The 16,691-nt window shown below is 61.0% G+C and carries 14 protein-coding genes; 4 read left to right on the forward strand and 10 right to left on the reverse strand.

What is annotated here, in order from left to right; genetic code table 11:
* Nucleotides 1-286 precede the first annotated feature (286 nt).
* On the reverse strand, nucleotides 287-1,171 hold the full coding sequence (locus tag ACYU7Z_RS10030; protein WP_460569983.1) for a polysaccharide deacetylase family protein: 885 nt from the start codon (nucleotides 1,169-1,171) through the stop codon (nucleotides 287-289).
* Between the two features lie 252 nt (nucleotides 1,172-1,423).
* Between ACYU7Z_RS10030 and ACYU7Z_RS10035 the strand changes: the two genes are divergently transcribed.
* From ACYU7Z_RS10035 to ACYU7Z_RS10050, 4 genes are all read left to right on the forward strand, one after another.
* Nucleotides 1,424-1,795, forward strand: coding sequence for a response regulator (locus ACYU7Z_RS10035; protein ID WP_460569985.1), 372 nt, complete (start codon nucleotides 1,424-1,426; stop codon nucleotides 1,793-1,795).
* Nucleotides 1,796-1,841: 46 nt separating this feature from the next.
* A complete protein-coding gene (locus tag ACYU7Z_RS10040; RefSeq protein WP_460569987.1) occupies nucleotides 1,842-2,477 on the forward strand; it encodes a hypothetical protein in 636 nt (211 codons plus the stop codon).
* 116 nt (nucleotides 2,478-2,593) lie between these two features.
* Entirely contained in the window at nucleotides 2,594-4,264 is a 1,671-nt protein-coding gene (asnB, locus tag ACYU7Z_RS10045; protein WP_460569989.1) for an asparagine synthetase B, read from the forward strand.
* Nucleotides 4,265-4,342: 78 nt separating this feature from the next.
* A complete protein-coding gene (locus tag ACYU7Z_RS10050; RefSeq protein WP_460569992.1) occupies nucleotides 4,343-6,544 on the forward strand; it encodes a sensor histidine kinase in 2,202 nt (733 codons plus the stop codon).
* A gap of 27 nt (nucleotides 6,545-6,571) precedes the next feature.
* Here ACYU7Z_RS10050 and ACYU7Z_RS10055 read toward each other — a convergent pair whose 3' ends face one another.
* From ACYU7Z_RS10055 to ACYU7Z_RS10095, 9 genes are all read right to left on the reverse strand, one after another.
* Entirely contained in the window at nucleotides 6,572-7,138 is a 567-nt protein-coding gene (locus ACYU7Z_RS10055; protein ID WP_460569994.1) for a chemotaxis protein CheB, read from the reverse strand.
* Nucleotides 7,117-7,929 carry a CheR family methyltransferase gene (locus ACYU7Z_RS10060; RefSeq protein ID WP_460569996.1) on the reverse strand — a complete coding sequence of 271 codons (813 nt, stop codon included), beginning with the start codon at nucleotides 7,927-7,929 and terminating at the stop codon, nucleotides 7,117-7,119. Before ACYU7Z_RS10060 ends, ACYU7Z_RS10055 begins: the two co-directional genes overlap by 22 nt.
* Nucleotides 7,930-7,998: 69 nt before the next feature.
* Entirely contained in the window at nucleotides 7,999-8,376 is a 378-nt protein-coding gene (locus ACYU7Z_RS10065) for a response regulator (protein ID WP_460569998.1), read from the reverse strand.
* Between the two features lie 80 nt (nucleotides 8,377-8,456).
* On the reverse strand, nucleotides 8,457-12,071 hold the full coding sequence (locus ACYU7Z_RS10070) for a response regulator (RefSeq protein WP_460570000.1): 3,615 nt from the start codon (nucleotides 12,069-12,071) through the stop codon (nucleotides 8,457-8,459).
* 18 nt (nucleotides 12,072-12,089) lie between these two features.
* A complete protein-coding gene (locus ACYU7Z_RS10075; RefSeq protein WP_460570002.1) occupies nucleotides 12,090-13,331 on the reverse strand; it encodes a sensor histidine kinase in 1,242 nt (413 codons plus the stop codon).
* A gap of 100 nt (nucleotides 13,332-13,431) precedes the next feature.
* Nucleotides 13,432-13,614 (reverse strand): hypothetical protein, encoded by a 183-nt coding sequence (locus tag ACYU7Z_RS10080; RefSeq protein ID WP_460570004.1) that lies wholly within the window; start codon nucleotides 13,612-13,614, stop codon nucleotides 13,432-13,434.
* Nucleotides 13,615-13,756: 142 nt separating this feature from the next.
* A complete protein-coding gene (locus ACYU7Z_RS10085; protein WP_460570006.1) occupies nucleotides 13,757-14,332 on the reverse strand; it encodes a pseudouridine synthase family protein in 576 nt (191 codons plus the stop codon).
* 84 nt (nucleotides 14,333-14,416) lie between these two features.
* Entirely contained in the window at nucleotides 14,417-15,769 is a 1,353-nt protein-coding gene (locus ACYU7Z_RS10090) for a glycoside hydrolase family protein (RefSeq protein ID WP_460570008.1), read from the reverse strand.
* Nucleotides 15,770-15,929: 160 nt separating this feature from the next.
* Nucleotides 15,930-16,619: a hypothetical protein gene (locus ACYU7Z_RS10095; protein WP_460570010.1), complete on the reverse strand. Its 690-nt coding sequence runs from the start codon at nucleotides 16,617-16,619 to the stop codon at nucleotides 15,930-15,932.
* Nucleotides 16,620-16,691 lie beyond the last annotated feature (72 nt).

The raw sequence follows: 16,691 nt of genomic DNA on the forward strand, positions 1-16,691 counted from the left end.
GCAAGGGGGTAGAATTACGGACATAACTGAGCGTTTAAGGAGGTTAGCAACAAGAATGGGAGCACGGCCGGAAGCCGGTGCCACCGGGTGCAGTACCACAAACAAAATGCTAATTCCTTCGCCCGAGGGGGCGTTAACCGTTAGTGCGCTGAAAATAGTTTCAGAAGCCCGGCACTCATTAACAACTGCCGGGCAGCAACGAAAAACCCGAAGCGGTGCAGTCCGGATGATCCGTGTAGCGCCTGCCCCGGTTGCGGACGGCAACCGGGGCACAGCGACCAGTTTCCTATTGAACCCCGGGGTAGTCGGTGGCCAGCGCCATCTCGTAATCGTCGCGCTTCTTGAGCGCCTGCAGAAACCGGCGCAGCTGCAGCGAGTCGATGGAGGCGGCAAAGGCCTGGTCGTGGGCCAGCAGCACGAGGTGCCCCGGGCATTTAAGACGATTGCGAGCAAACACCGAATCAACCTGGCGGAGCAAGGTTTCCGCGTCCTGCTCCACGTTGTAGCTGTGGTGGTCGAAGGTCCACTCGGCATCCCAGCCCAAGAGGAGAAAGCCCGCGCGCTGCAGCGAGTCGGCAGCCGGCGCGCTCGCCTTGAGGTCGGTGGCGCGGAGCGAGTCGATACGCCAGATGTTGCGGCCGGGTGTGCGCGCCACCGCGTTGTCGAGACCGAGTGAGTCGCGGGTGCGGCAAAAGTCGGCCACCACGGAGTCGGGCGATTCGTAATAGTGCTTGTAACGGCAATGTGCATGCGAAAAGCTATGGTTGCACAGCGCGATGTCGGGGCAGCTGCGCAGGCTGTCGAACAGCGCTTCCTGGCCGCGGCTGTCGAACACGTGCTCGCCCACGAGGAAGAAGCTGGCGGGAACGCCTTCGTCGCGGATGATCGTCCATACGTTGCGCGTACCCCTGTTGGGGCCGTCGTCGAACGTGAGGTAGATCTTCTTGCGCGCCTTATGCGGTGGAGCTTTGCGCCGCAGCGGCTTTGCTTTTTTCCGAAGCTCCGGCGCCGCCGCGATCAAGGGGCCTGTTTGTGCACGTGGCCGGTTGGCGGTTTGGGGATAAGAACAAAAAAGGAGACAGCTGAGAAGGAGGAACAGGCGCCCTGCCAGGAGCTGGCGGGGTCGGGAAGAGGCGGCCGCAGGGTCGCCCTCGTCGTCGGAGGATTCCATTTTGGTTGACTGATTTGTTGCTGAAGCTAGGGTCAACTGAATATTCGTTGTAGCAGGGCTGCCGTTAATGTTTCGTAAAAAGCAAAGGCAGGCGGTTGCAGCCAATAAAACGCATCAGGCAACTGCCCTGCCCCCGACACCTGAGCTTCGTAAATGCCACCGGCAAATAATTTTCGCCCATATCCCGAACATCCTCAAGAATGGCCTCTTTTTTGCCAATGGCCGCACTGACAACACTCAAGTCTTGCGCCTATGCACCCCAAAATTCTTCTCGTCGACGACAACGTCGACCTCCTCCTCGTTACCCAGATCATTCTGAAAGGACAGGGCTACGAAACCTTCCTTGCCCGGACCGCCGCCGAAGCCGAGCGCAAGATCCGCGCGCACCAGCCGAACCTCGTCCTGCTCGATGTAGGCCTGGGCGATGCCGACGGCCGCGATTTCTGCCGCCGCCTCCGTGCCGACGCAGCCACCCGCGACCTCCGCGTCATCCTCATGTCGGGCGATGACACCTGGAACGATTGCCGGGCTGCCGCCGACGATTTCCTGCCCAAGCCCTTTGATTTCAACCAGCTCATCGACAAGGTGCAGCAACAGCTGCTGGCCGAGGATATCCGCCCGTAAGCCGAAAAACGGCGCCGCATTAGGATTATTTTTGCATCTTACGCAAATGAACCCTATGCTGGCTACGGCAACGAACGAACGGACCGGGACCGCCCCCGATTCCTTTTTCGACAGGAGCGCGTTTTATGTGCAGGAGCACCGCGGCGCCCTGAAAGCACGTAATGAGTTCGCCATCTGGGACAGCTCGGGCCAGCGCATCGGCTCCCTGCTGCAGCACATTTCGGTGGCGGGCTTTTTCTGGCGCGTCTTCCTGAAGTCCTCCATCCTCCCCTTCCGCTTTGAGCTCCTTGACCGCCAGGGACGCGTGCAGGGCGCCATCCGCCGCGGCTGGACCATCTTCGTGTCGCGCACCGAGGTTGTTGACGCCCGCGGCACGGTTATCGGCTTTCTCAAGCACAAATACCGCTCGCGCAAACCCCGTATCAAGGTGTATAACGCCGAAGGCAAAAAGATCGGTGAGATCGCCGGCAGCCAGAGCGTGTGGGATATGGACATCATCGACCGCGACTACCACCGCTTCGGCTCCATACAGGAGTTCGATCCCCGGTCCACACCGGGCGACACCAACGGCAAGAATACCTACCTCGTAGAGCTTCACCGCGAAGCCCTCAGCGACAGCGAGCGCCGCGCGATGCTCAGCACCGCCATCGCCGTCGACCGCCTCATCCTCGAAAACGGGTAAACCGCTGCAGCGCCCCCAAGGCGGGCCACATCTGATATTTTCCTTATATTCGTCTTCATACGATGCTTGTCCCGAATACGGGCAAGCATTCTTTTTATACAGCAAACCGAAAAATTATGTGTGGAATCGTAGGGGTATTTGACCTGAAGAAAGGAGCCGATGAACTGCGCCCCCAGGCGCTCAATATGTCGCGCAGGCAGCGGCACCGCGGCCCCGACTGGTCGGGCACGTTCGTATGCGACAGCGCCATCCTCGTGCACGAGCGTCTCTCCATCGTCGATCCCACATCGGGTAAGCAGCCGCTGTTCAACGCCGACGGCTCGCTGGTGCTGGCCGTTAACGGCGAGATCTACAACCACCGCGAGCTGAAGAAGAACCTGCGCACAGCCTACAGCTTCCAGACACAGTCGGACTGTGAAGTGATCCTGGCCCTGTACCAGGAGAAAGGCGTTGCGTTTCTCGAAGACCTCAACGGCATCTTCGCCTTTGCCCTGTACAACCACAACGACAACAGCTACCTCATTGCCCGCGACCATATGGGCATCATTCCGTTGTATATGGGCTGGGATCAATGGGGCACCTTTTACGTGGCCTCAGAGCTCAAGGCCCTTTCAGGGGTTTGCACCAGGATCCAGGAATTCCCTGCCGGCCATTACCTCGACAGCCGCACGGCCGCCGGACCGGTAAAGTGGTACAGCCGCGAGTGGACCGACTACGACGCCGTGAAAGACAACGACACCGATATTTCGGCCATCAGGAAAGCGCTTGAGGAAGCCGTGCACCGCCAGCTGATGTCGGATGTGCCTTATGGCGTGCTCCTTTCCGGCGGTCTCGACTCGTCGGTCATCTCGGCCATCGCCAAGAAATTCGCCGCCCGCCGCGTGGAGACCGAAGACCTTAAAGATGCCTGGTGGCCCCAGCTTCACTCCTTCGCCGTGGGTCTGAAAGACTCGCCCGACCTTGTTGCCGCCCGCAAGGTGGCCGACCATATCGGCACGGTACACCACGAGGTGCACTTCACCATCCAGGAGGGTCTCGACGCCATCCGCGATGTGATCTACCACATCGAAACCTACGACGTCACCACCATCCGCGCGTCTACGCCGATGTACCTGCTGGCGCGCGTCATCAAATCGATGGGTGTGAAGATGGTGCTTACCGGCGAAGGCTCCGACGAGCTCTTTGGCGGCTACCTGTATTTCCACAAGGCGCCCGACCCGAAGGCCTTTCATGAGGAAACGGTGCGCAAGCTGGGCAAGCTCCACCTGTACGACTGCCTGCGCGCCAACAAGTCGCTGGCGGCTTGGGGCGTGGAGGGTCGCGTGCCTTTCCTCGACAAGGAGTTCATGGATGTGGCGATGCGCTGCAACCCGAAAGACAAGATGAGCGGAAACGGAAAGATCGAAAAGTGGCTGCTCCGCAAGGCTTTCGAAGACTACCTGCCCGCCGAAGTGGCCTGGCGCCAGAAGGAGCAGTTCTCCGACGGTGTGGGCTATAGCTGGATCGACACCCTGAAGAAGATCACCTCCGAGCAGGTAAGCGACGAGCAGCTGGCCAACGCGGCCTACCGCTTCCCCGTCAACACGCCGCGCTCCAAGGAAGAATATTTCTACCGCAGCATTTTCGCCGAGCACTTCCCCGGCGACGAGGCGGCGCGCTGCGTACCCTCCGAGCCATCGGTTGCCTGCAGCACGGCCATCGCCCTTGAATGGGATGAAGCGTTCAAGAAAATGAACGACCCCTCGGGCCGCGCCGTGAAAAGCGTGCACGAGCAGGCTTACAAGTAAACCACATCGAAAACGTCTTCCGCCGGTCTGCCGAACATATTCGCAGACTGGCATTTTGTTCCCTAACTTCAAGGCGCCGTGCCCTTCAACAACAGCATCCGCATACCGAATTCCGTGGTTCACGATAACGAAACAATCACCGCGCTGCCGCGGCAGCGGATCTTCTTTCAAACCGACAGAAGGGGACGGATCGTGAGCTGCAACGACCTGATGGCCGACTTCCTGGGACTCAGCGAAGAAGCCCTGATCGGGGTGCTGCTGCCGTCACTCGCCGTACCCGACGAGCGGGAAAACACGGCGCGCCTGCTCGAAGGCGCCCTGCAGGGACGGCCCGACACGGGCTACGTGGCCTTTGAAACGCCCGCCGGGCGGAAGGTGGCACAGGTAACCATCGTTCCGCACTTTCACAACGAGGAAGCCGCCGGCGCCTTCGGGTTTCTCCACGACGCCACCGACCGGATCGAAAAAACCCAGCGCCTCATCGAAAGCGAGCGGCAATACAAACAGCTCTACGAGCGCTACCAGTTTGTATCGCAGGCCACCAGCGACGTGCTCTGGGACTGGAACCTCGAAACCAACGAGATCTACATCAATCATTCCTTTACCCGTGTGCTTGGCTTCGATATTCCGGACGCCAACGTCAACGAGGTGTGGCACAACAACCTGCACCCCGACGACCGCGACCGCGTTATCGCGCAGCAGAAAAAGGTCATCTCGAACCCCAAGGCTTTTCTCTGGGAAGACCAGTATCGCTTTGTTCGCCCCGACGGATCGCTGATGCACCTCGAGGACCGGGCCGTAATTATACGGGACGGCTCCGGCCGCGCCCTGCGCATGATCGGCGCGGTGCACGACGTTACGCAGCAGCGTGAATCGGAGCTGCTCCTCCAGCGCGGTGAGCGGCGCTTCCGTGCCATGGTGCAGTCGGGTCTCGACGTCGTGATCCTGATGGACCGCAACTTCGTGATCCGCTACATCAGCCCCAACGCCGCCAGCTTCAGCGGCTACACGGCTGATGAAATGATGGGCGTGCTGGGCTACGAAGCCATACACCCCGCCGACTTCGCGCCGATCATCGATAAGGGAATGAAGATCCAGACCCAGGCACAGGTGCTGCTCCCGCCCTTCCGCTTCCGCCTCAAGGACGGAAGCTACCGTTGGGTGGAGGCCATGCTCAGCAACCACCTCGAAGATCCCGATATCGAATCGGTGGTGATCAACCTCCGCGACATCACGCAGCGGCTCGAAACGGAAGAAGCCATCATGCTCTCCGAGGAAAAGTACCGCCTGCTTTTTTACCAAAGCCCGGAGCCCAAGTGGATCTTCCGGCGCGAGGACCTGCGCTTCGTGGAAGTGAACGACGCAGCCATCGAGCACTACGGCTACAGCCGCGAGGAATTCCTCTCGATGACCGTGATCGACCTGCAGCCGCATAACGAGCGCGAGCGGGTTCGGCAGTTGCTCCTCAGCGACTTCATGCCGGCCGGGCGGATGCAGGGCATATCGCAGCACCGCACCCGCGACGGCGTCCACATCGCCGTCGAGCTCACAACCCATGGCATCTACCTCGACGACGGCTACCATGTGCTGGTCAACGTGAACGACGTTACCGAGAAGCTCGCCCTCGAGCAGAAAGTGCTCGAAGAAAAGATCACCGTGCAGAAAGAGATCGCGCGCACCATCCTCAACACACAGGAAAAGGAACGAAGCGAGATCGGCAAGGAGCTGCACGATAACGTGAACCAGATCCTCACCACCGCCAAGCTTTATATTGAGAATATCGGCTACTACCCCGATCAGCAGGCCACCTATGTCGAAAAAAGCGCTGCGCTGCTGCAGCGGGCCATCACCGAGATCCGCAACCTGTCGAAGGCACTGGTCACCCCCGTCATCTACGACATCGGGCTCCGTGCCACGCTGGAAGACCTCATCGGCCAATACCGGTCGCTCAACCTCTTTGCCCTGACGTTCAGTTTCGATGCACGCGAAGAGCGAGTGGAAAGCGGCCTGCAGCTCACCGTGTACCGGATCCTGCAGGAGCAATTGAACAATATCGTGAAGCACGCCCGCGCGAGCGAGGTGTCGGTTCAGGTAAGCGAAGAAAGCAATAACCTCACGATCTGCATCCGCGATAACGGCGTCGGATTCGACCCGCAGCAGAAACGCGATGGCCTCGGCCTGCGCAATATGAAAAACCGGGTGGAGGTGTTCAAGGGCGACATGTCGATCACGAGCGCCGCCGGCACCGGTTGCCATATCTGCATCCGCTTTCCTTTATAATCAACCCGATTTTTGCACGCGTGAAGGCTACAGCGCATTGATGGCGGCTGCCACTTCGTCGGGTCGCAGCACGCCGTCGAGCGGAAGCGTGTCGACGGCTCCCTGCGGCATGTACCCAACCTGCGCGCTGCCGGGATCCTGGGCCCATACGATCCCGCCCTGCTCCTGCACGCGCTGCAGCCCGGCTACGCCATCATGGTTGGCGCCCGAAAGCAGCAGGGCCGCCACACCGGGGCCGTATACCTCGGCCGCTGTTTCAAAGGTTACATCGATGCTGGGGCGGCTCCAGTTGACCTTCTCGGAGCAGTCGAGCGACAGCGTGCCGTCCTGCTCCACAAGCGTGTGGTAGTCGGGCGGCGCCACGTAGATGGTGCCCGCGCCGAGCGGCTCCTTGTCTTCGACCTCGCGCACCGGCAGCTCCGTGCGGCTCGCCAGCAGCTCCGCCAGTATCGACTCGGCGCTCTTGCGGTGTATGACGATGAGTACCGGGAACGGCAGGTCGCGGCGCAGGCCGGGCAGGGCCAGCAGCAGCACCTCGAGGCTACCGGCGGAACCGCCGATCACCATGAGCTTTATCCTCCCGTTTTCCGCCATATTTTTTCTTTGCTCCAAAGGGTAAAATCCTGTGCCACTGTCGAAAAACGCAGGGTCTCTTTGCTGCCCAGGCAAAGAAACCCCAGCGGCTCCAGGCTCTGGTGGAAGAGCTGCAATACGCGGTCCTGCAGTGGCTTTTCAAAATAGATCATCACGTTGCGGCAGAGGATCAGCTGGAACTCGTTGAACGACCGGTCGGACACGAGATTGTGCGTGGCGAAGATCATCTTGCTCGACAGCTCGCGGTCGAAGGAAGCATAGTCGTAGCGTGCCGTGTAATAGGAGGAGAAATCCTGCATGCCCCCCGACAGCACATAATTCTCCGAGTGGGTCTTCATGTGCGCGAGGGGATAGATTCCTTTGCGGGCACGCTCAAGCGCGTCGGGATTGAGGTCGGTGGCATACAGCAGCGATTTGTGCAGGAGGCCGGCTTCCTTCAGCAGGATGGCCATCGAGTACACTTCCTCGCCGGTAGCGCAGCCGGCATGCCAGATGCGGATCAGCGGGTAGGTGGCCAGCACGTTCAGCACCTCGGAGCGGAGGGCCTTGTAGAAGGCCGGGTCGCGAAACATCTCGGTTACGTTGACCGTTACCTCCTCCACGAAGCGGCGGAAGTAATCGGCATCGTTCGAGAGACGGTAGCGGAATTCGGCAAATGACGGGAAGCGATCCAGCGACAACAGCCGCGTCACGCGCCGCTTCAGCGAAGCGCGGGCATACTCCGAAAAGTCGTATCCGTAGCGCTCCAGCAGGTCGTTCAGCAGCAAATCCAGGTCGGCGTCGCGAAGCATAAGAAAAGTGAGTTAATGAATCGGCCTATGAGTAACGAGGCGTTGAAGAACCTTAAAACCATAAGAACCTTAAGCGCCCCTGTCCGGCGCCGCATGCTTCTGTAGCAACCCGAGCAACCGGTCCACGTCGACAGGCTTCGACACGTAGTCATCGGCGCCGGCCGCCAGCATCCGCTCACGGTCGCCGCTCATCGCCTGCGCCGTTACCGCGATCACCGGGAGCCCGCGCAGCGTCTCGTCCTGGCGGATAAGCGCCAGCGTCTCGGTACCGTCCATATCGGGCATCATCATATCGAGCAGCACTACCCCGATGCCCCGGTTGGCCCGCAGGCGCTCCAGCCCCTCGGAGCCCGAAGCCGCGGCCTCTACCTGGTAGCCCTTCGATTGCAGCACGGCCCGCAAGGCAAAAATATTCCTGGGCTCGTCGTCGATGATCAGTATCTCCATCGGGAAAGACAGTTTGGTGTTTGAAGTTTGGTGTTCGTCCAACCCAACTTCGTTATTCGTTATTCGTTATTCGATATTCGTTATTCATAGAGCCACACCCGCAGCAGCGACAACAGCTGGTCCACGTCGACGGGTTTGGAGATGTAGTCGGAAGCGCCTGCCTGGATGCACTTTTCGCGGTCGCCGCTCATGGCCTTCGCGGTCACGGCGATGATCGGGAGGTTGCGGTGGGCCGGCATTTTCCGGATCGCCTGCATCGCTTCGTAGCCGTCCATCTCGGGCATCATGATATCCATCAGCACCACGTCGATATCGGGGTGCTCGCCAAGTTGCTGCAGCGCCTCACGGCCATCCGTAGCCGAAAGCACCTCCATGCCATGCGGCTCCAGCGCCTTCGACAGGGAAAAGATGTTCCGCACGTCGTCATCGGCCACAAGGATCTTCCTGCCGGCAAGCACCTCGGAGAGCGCGCCGAGGCGTCGTTGTTTCTTCGGCTTGTCGCCCTCCTGCTCTTCCACGAGGTGAAGGAACAGCGATACCTCGTCGAGAATCCGCTGGTAAGAATGCGCGGTCTTGACCACGATCGAGTCGGCGTACTGCTTGATCCGTGCCTCCTCGTTGCGCGACAGGCTGCGGCCCGTGAATACGATGATCGGCAGGCTTTCGAGGCCCGACTGCTGCTTGAGCGATTCGAGCATCTCGTAGGCCTGCGGGTCGGGAACGCCCATATCGAGGATCACGCAGTCGACATCGGAACGCTGCAGCGCCACACCCGAGTCGGGCACGGAGCCCGCGATCTGCGCGGATACGTTGAAGGTTTCGAGGAAGTAGGCCAGCGCCTGCGCATGCCGCTCGTTCTCCTCCACGATAAGCACCTTCTTGTTCTCCTTGTTCACCACCTGCTCGATGCGGCTGAACACTTCCTGCATCTGGTCGAAGGCAACCGGCTTGCTGATGAAGTCGATCGCGCCCTTGAGCCGGCTTTCGCGGCGGGCTTCGAGCGACGACATCATGTGCACGGGAATGGGGCGCGTAACCGGGTCCTGCTTGAGGGCTTCCATTACTTCCCAGCCGTCTTTCACCGGCAGCTGGATGTCGAGGAGCACACCTTTCGGACGGAAGCGCCGCGCAAGCTCGATGCCTTCGTCGCCGCGAACGGCCACCAGTCCCTTGTACCCACGCTTGCGGGTAAAGTCGAGCAGGGCGCGGGCAAAGGCGGTATCGTCTTCAATGATCAGGATCACGGGGTCCTGCGGTCCCACGCTGTCGCGGTCGTCGGGCACGGGTGCCGGGATCCCGGTGGTATTATGACGTTGCGGTGCGAGGTTGGCAGCCGCGGGCTCGGCGGGTCCGGCCGATGCCACTTCGGGAGCGGGCGGCTCGGGGCGCGTGGGTTGCGCGGCCGCGGGCGGACCGGCGGCCGCCTCGGCGATCTGCCGGGTCATCGGCAGCTCGAAGGAGAAGGTGCTTCCCTTGCCGGCTTCGCTTTCGAGCCGCAGCTCGCCGCCCAGCAGGCGCGTAAGCTCCCGGCTGATGGAAAGGCCCAGGCCCGTGCCGCCATACTTGCGGCGCGTGGAGCCGTCGGCCTGGCGGAAGGCCTCGAATACAAGTGCCTGCTTGTCGGCCGCGATGCCGATACCGGTGTCGCGCACCGCGAATCGGATGTAGCCCGGCGCGCCGCTGTCGAGGGTGAGCGACACGGAGCCCTTCTCGGTAAACTTCAGCGCGTTCGATACGAGGTTCTTCAGCACCTGCTCGAGGCGCATCTTGTCGGTCTCGATCTGCCCCGGCAGGCTCGCATCGACATTGACATGAAACTCGAGGCCTTTGTCGTTCGCGATCGGCAGGAACATCCCCTTGAGATCGTGCACCAGCACGGCCGGGGCCACCGGCAGGAATTCGAGCTCCATCTTGCCGGCCTCGATCTTGGAGAGATCAAGGATCTCGTCGATGAGCGCCAGCAGTCCCTGGCCCGAGCTCTGGATCACCTGCGCATATTCCACCTGGTCGTTGCTCAGGTTCTTCTCGTTGTTTTCCGACAGGAGCCTCGACAGGAGCAGGATCGAGTTGAGCGGCGTGCGCAGCTCGTGGCTCATGTTGGCCAGGAATTCCGATTTGTAGCGGGTGCTGAGAGCAAGCTCCTCGGCCTTCTGCTGGATGTCGCGGTTGCGTTGCGCGATGAGGACGTTGCGCTCCTCGAGGAGGCGGGCACGCTCTTCGAGCTCCTGGTTCGCCTGCATCAGTTCTTCCTGCTGCACCTTGAGCTCCTCCTCGGAAGCCTGCAGCTTCTCGGCCTGCGCCTCGAGTTCGGCATTGATGTTTTCCAACTCCTGGTGCTGGGTCTGCAGCTCCTCGGCCTGCGCTTGGGTTTCGTTGAGCAGCTCCTGCACGCGCTCGCGGCTGTGGGCGGTATTGAACGCGATCGCCATATTGGTGCCGATCGTGGTAAAGTAAGCCGTTGTGCGCTCGGTAAAGGGCTTTGTCGTTGCGAGCTCCAGCACGCCGAGTACCCGGCGGCCAAGCAGCAGCGGAACAGCGATGACGGATTTTGGCAGCAGCTCGCCACCGAGCGCCGGCAGCGAATAGCGCTTCGGATCGAAGTCGGTGAATTCCTTCGGACGGCCGCTGCGCACGGCTTCGCCGGCAACGCCTTCCCCGATCAGCATCCGCTCGGGAACCTGCGCCCGCGGAAGCCCGTACACGCTGCGGAGCAGGAGCGCTCCTTCCTCGCTGGCGATATAGAGCGTGCCCGCCATGCAATCGGCATACTCGGCCACGATGCGCAGCGTACTGTCGGCCAGCGTCGCCACATCCTGCTCCACGATCATCTTGTCGTTGAGGCGGGCAACACCGGTTTGCAGCCATTCCTTTTCCGAGAGCTGGCGGAAATTCAAATCGAGCGATGCTGCCATCTGGTTGAGCGACCCGGAGATGGAACCCAGTGCGTCGGAGGCTTCGTCGTCCACGCGCACATCGTACTGACCCGATGCGATGGAGCCCGCAAGCCCCTCGATAACGGCCAGCCGCTTCTGGATGTCGCGGTCTTTTTGCTCGAGCTCGGCCTGCAGCGCCGCGCGCTTCTTGAAATCACTGAGCACCTTGCCGAAAGAGATCAGCGTGACCAGGATGCTGAGCAGCGAGGCCACCAGTATAAATACGGGTGTGAGGCGGGCGAAATCATTGAGCTTGGCAGTGCGCTGGTCGAGCGATACCTGCTCGCGCGCTTCCATCTGCGAAATGAGGCGGCGCGCCACGTCCATGTTCTTCTTGCCTTCCACGAGCATCGAGTCGGGCACCGGCCTGCCGCTGCGCTTGATATCGATCAGCCGCGACAGCATGTTGAGGCGCAGGTGCATGACGTTGCCCAGCGAGTCGAGCGTTACCTGCTGCTGCGGGTTGTCTTTCGTAAGGCTCCGCACTTCCTCGAGGTGCCGGTTGGCGCGGTCGTAGGCGCCGTTGTACGGCTCAAGAAACTGTTCGTCGCCGGTAAGCAGGAAGCCACGCTGGCCCGTCTCGGCGTCTTTGAGCGTGGAGATGACGTTTTCGAGCGAGCGGTACACCTGCTGCGTATGATCCACCCAGCGGGCGCTGTCGAGCAGGCCGCGGATGCTGATATAGGAGGCGGATGCGGCTGCGACAAGCAGGACAAGGGAAATACCGTAGCCGAGGATGAGGTTTCGTTTGAATGCGTTCACAGTTCTTGTTTTGGCGTATTAGCTTTCGATGAGGACGCCCGCCTGCTGGTGCTGGCGCTCGGCGGGAAGAAAAATAATAAAGCGGGCACCCTCGCCGGGGCGGCTGCGGACGAAGATCAGGCCGTTGTGTTTTTCGACGATCTTCTTCACGATGGCCAGGCCGATGCCTGTGCCTTCGTACTCATCGCGGGCATGGAGGCGTTGAAAAAGCGTAAAGATCTTCTCGGTGTATTTCTCGTCGAAGCCGATGCCTTCATCGGCGATGCTGATGCGGCAATAAGGACCCGTGGGGTCGGCCGACGCATCGGGATCCGGGGCCGCCACGAAATCGGCATGCACCGTTACATGGGGCGCGGCGCCGGGCTTCGAAAACTTGAGGGCGTTGGATACGATGTTGAGAAACAGCTGGCGCACGAGCCCGGGTATCACGTCGATCTCCGGGAGCGTGCCGATATCGAGGCGCGCGCCCTTTTCGCGGATGACGAGCTCGAGGTCGGAGAGCACATCCTGCAGGAGCGACGACAGCGGCGTACGCTCGAAGCGCTCGGCTTCCGACAATTTCGTCACCGTGAGCAGGTCCTGTATGAGGTTGTTCATCCGCTCGGCCGACCGGATGATCTTTTCGAGGTGCTGCGCGTGGCGCCCTTCGAGGCCGGCGTCGTCGCGGAGCATGTTGCCGAACAGCTGGATCTTCCGCAGCGGCTCGCGCAGGTCGTGCGAGGCAACGGAGGCAAACTGCTGCAGGTCGTGGTTGCTGATCTCGAGCTCGCGGTTGCGCTCCACCAGCTCGCGGCCCGTGTCCTGCAGCTCGCGGGTACGCTCCGTAACGCGGCGCTCGAGGCTCTCGTTGAGGGCTTTGAGCTCGCGCTCCGCCACCTTCAGCGCCTGCGTCTTTTCATACAGGCGGTAGAAGTTGCGCACCTTGAGGATGAGAATATCGGGGTCGACGGGCTTGGTGATATAGTCTACGGCACCCGATTCAAAGCCCTTCGTCACAAAACGCTTGTGGGTGTTGACGGCCGACAGGAAAATGATGGGAATGTCGCGGGTTTTATTGAAGCTGGAGACGGCCTCGGCTACTTCGAAGCCGTCCATACCCGGCATCTGCACGTCGAGGATGATGAGGGCGTAGTCGTTCTTGAGGAGCTTCTTTAGGGCTTCCTCGCCCGACGCAGCCGCGTCGGTGCTGAATTGGTTCACCTCCAGAATACGCTGGAGTGAGAAAATGTTCTCCGGCTTATCATCGACGATAAGAATCATGAATCGGGGTAGTTAAGGGGAGCGGCTCTTCACCGCTAGCGCGCAAATTACGGCAAAACAACCCGAATCACGAATCCTTGAGGGGGCGGGCGCCCGGCGGTCAGTTCTCGGAGAAGTAGGAAGCACCCAGCTGCCCAATGGCATGGTCGACCAGGTCGGGGGGGAATTTGCCGGTCAGGGTATAGTTGAGGATGTTGAAACTCGAAACCAGGAGGCTGCTTCGCTCCACCATCTCTTTCATGGCGGGGAAGTTGGGAAACTGGAGCGTGATTGTCGGATTCATAGTCGAAAGTACGGGCCGCCGATAGGTACCGTTGCCCGGGGTCGCACAAAAGTAGCCGGCCGTGCGGCCCTAAGGGTTTTATTTAGTTGGGGCCGCAAATAAGTCCGATGAGTGGTAAATCCTGACCGTTTTACCCCGGCGGTCACAGCGCTTTGGGCTGCGGAATCGACTTCACCTCGCCCGGCTGGAGCTTCCCCAGACGCAGGTCGCCGATGGCGGCGCGCACAAGGCGCAGCGTGGGAAAGCCGACGGCGGCCGTCATCCGGCGCACCTGGCGGTTCTTGCCTTCCACGATGGTCAGCTCGAGCCAGGAGGTGGGAATCTCCTTGCGGAAGCGGATCGGCGGGTTGCGCGGTGGCAGCTCGGGCTCCGCGTCGAGGCGGCGGGCCTTCGCGGGCAGCGTCCGGTACGACTTCCCTTTGTCGCTCAGCGTGACGCCTGCCGCGAGTTGCTTTAGGGCCTCGTTGGTCACGCTGCCTTCCACCTGCACCCAGTAGGTCTTTGGCGTCTTGGTCTTCGGGCTCAGGTAGCGCGTCTTCAGCTCGTTGTCATTGGTGAGCAGCAGCAGGCCTTCGCTGTCTTTGTCGAGCCGCCCCACGGGGTATACGTCGGCCGGGAACTCGTAGCCCAGGTCGTCGAGGGTAATGTCGTCGGGGCCTTCGCGGGTGAACTGCGACAGGGTATTGAAGGGCTTGTAAACGAGGAAGTATCGGTGCATGGCGTGCCGCGAAGGTCCTGAAAAAAAACCGCCGCCCCGTTCTTATTTGGAACCGGGGCGGCAGTTGGAGTAAGTGAGCGTCTATCAGGAGAAATACAGGTCCGCCTCCTCGTCGCGCCGCTTCGTCAGTCCGTCGATCTCCACCAGCTTCCCGTCCACATGGGCTTTGTTCCACATGAGGAAGGCCTCGCGGATGCTCGGGTCGGCCGGGTTGGCGTTGACGCGCCGCAGCAGCGTGGAGCCGCGGAGGGCTTCCGTGCCCACGTTGTAGGCGAAGCTTACGAGGGCGTCGAATTGGTTCTGGTTGAGCTGCGGGTTCTGGATCATCCGCTTCACCGATTCGCTCTTCTCCTCCACTTCCATGGCCAGGAGCGTCTCGGCGCGGTCGGGGGTGATCTGGTCGCCGGGCTTCACCTTGCTTTGGTCTTCGTAAAGGATGGAGCCGTAGCCGATCGTCCAGATGCCGGCGCTGTCCTGGTAGGAGTTGAGGCGAAAGCCCTCGTGCGATTTGATAAAGTCGATGCACTTCTGGTCGGGGCGATAGCCGGTGAGCGGCGCGCCGCCGGAAGACATGGGGCCGGGAACCGCGGCGGGCCGGGTTGCTGAAGGAGAAGCCACCGGCGGCATGGCCGCTGCTGCGGCAAGCTGCACGCCGCCGCTCCAGCAATAGTTTCCGTTGCTGTCCTTGTACCAAACGCGGTTGTTGTTGACGGGCTCGCCGTTTTCGATCCGCGACACGATAAGTACCGGCGTGTTGGCCATCAGCGTTTGCACAAGACCGGCGCGGGTGCTGGGCGCGCTCCGCAGGTTGAGCTTCACCAGCGTGCTGGCCTGCGCCGGCATCGGGGTTTCGACGTAAGAAGGTGCCGTAGCCTGCCCGGTGCATTCGTTGTACTCGGTCACCACGTCGTGGAGCAGGCGCTCGTAGGTGCGGCGGCTATGGGCGAGGCCCGTCACGGGATCCGTTTTGCGCTTCGGGTCGAGAAAGAAGTGGCCCACCACCGAGGTGGCCGGGTCGAGACCGAACTGGTAGCAAAGCTTCGCGAGCAGCCATACGTACTTGGCGTACGACTTATCGTCGTCGATCGAGCCCCCGTAGCAATATTCCACGCCGATAGCGTTGTCGTTGGCGTCGGCGCCATAGAGCTCGTTGTCTTTGGGCATCCCGTACAACACGTGCCAGGCCTTCTCGGGCTTCGAGAGCAGCGCCGGCACGCACTCGATGATTTCCTTGTCGTCGACAAAAAGGTGCGCCGAGGCCGATTGGTCGTTGGCGGTGCTGGTATACCAGGCTACGTTCATCCGGGCGGTAGAGCCGGGGTTGCCGGTGTCGTGGGCGACTATAAATTTAACGGGGCCGAGCATGCGGCCGCTGCGGCGCTTGGTACCATTGGGCAGCAGCTTGGCGCTGATGCTGTATTTATCCTGGAAAGACATAAGAACAGTTTGGAGTTTGGAGTTTGTGGTTTGTAGTTTGGCTCCGCCGGCCGAAGCTTCAGCGAAGGGGGCAGTTTGTGGTTTGTGGTTGTTGGTCAGAACCTTACCTACTCATTACTGATTACTCATTACTCATTGATTGACCATTGACCATTGACCATCACCCAACGGCGGGCTCGGGGTCTCCGGTCGTATCGGCTACGGGCGCGCCGCCGGCAGCGGGCTGCGTGCCGTCGGCAAGGGAGGTTTTGTTGTCCTTTTCCTTTTGCTCCGTCACCTTCATCACCGCGTAGGTAGCCGAGCTCATACCGAGAAGGATCAGGTTGTTCTGCGAAATGTCGGGCATCACGAGGTCCGGGTTGCTGAAGCCGGCGAGGTGGGAAAGGACTTCGCGGACATACCAGACGCCGAACACGAAATTGAAAACGACGGTCTGGAAGCGCGAGATCGAAACGCCGATGTTGTCGGAGAGGATATCGAGGAAGAAGTTTTCGCCGTTGCCTTTCTCACCGGGCAGGTGCGGCACGGCGGCAGCGTGGTTGGCATCGAGGGTGCGGGCGGTGACGGTGGTCACGGCGCTGATGCCGAGCAGGATGACGGCGGCCCCGTTGAGCGTGGGTGCCTGAAACACGCGCACGGCGCTGCCTGCGGGCAGGTACCCGACCCAGGTGATGGCGATAAAGCTGGAAAGGATGATGACCGTCCACCAGGCGAGCTGCACGCGGCTCCAGCTGTAGGGCTGCGGCGAAGGCTGTGAAAGATCGCGGAGCATGCACCAGCGGCGGTCGCAGAAAACGACGGCGCCGAAAAGGACCAGGAAGGGGATCCAGAACAGGATTTGGGGAGGCATATAGCGTTGTTTTTGGTTGCGGGAGAAGGGGCCCGTTGCCGTGCCGGCTATAAAGTTGGCAAAAGCGTTCCG

It is taken from the genome of Flaviaestuariibacter terrae (genome assembly GCF_054777635.1).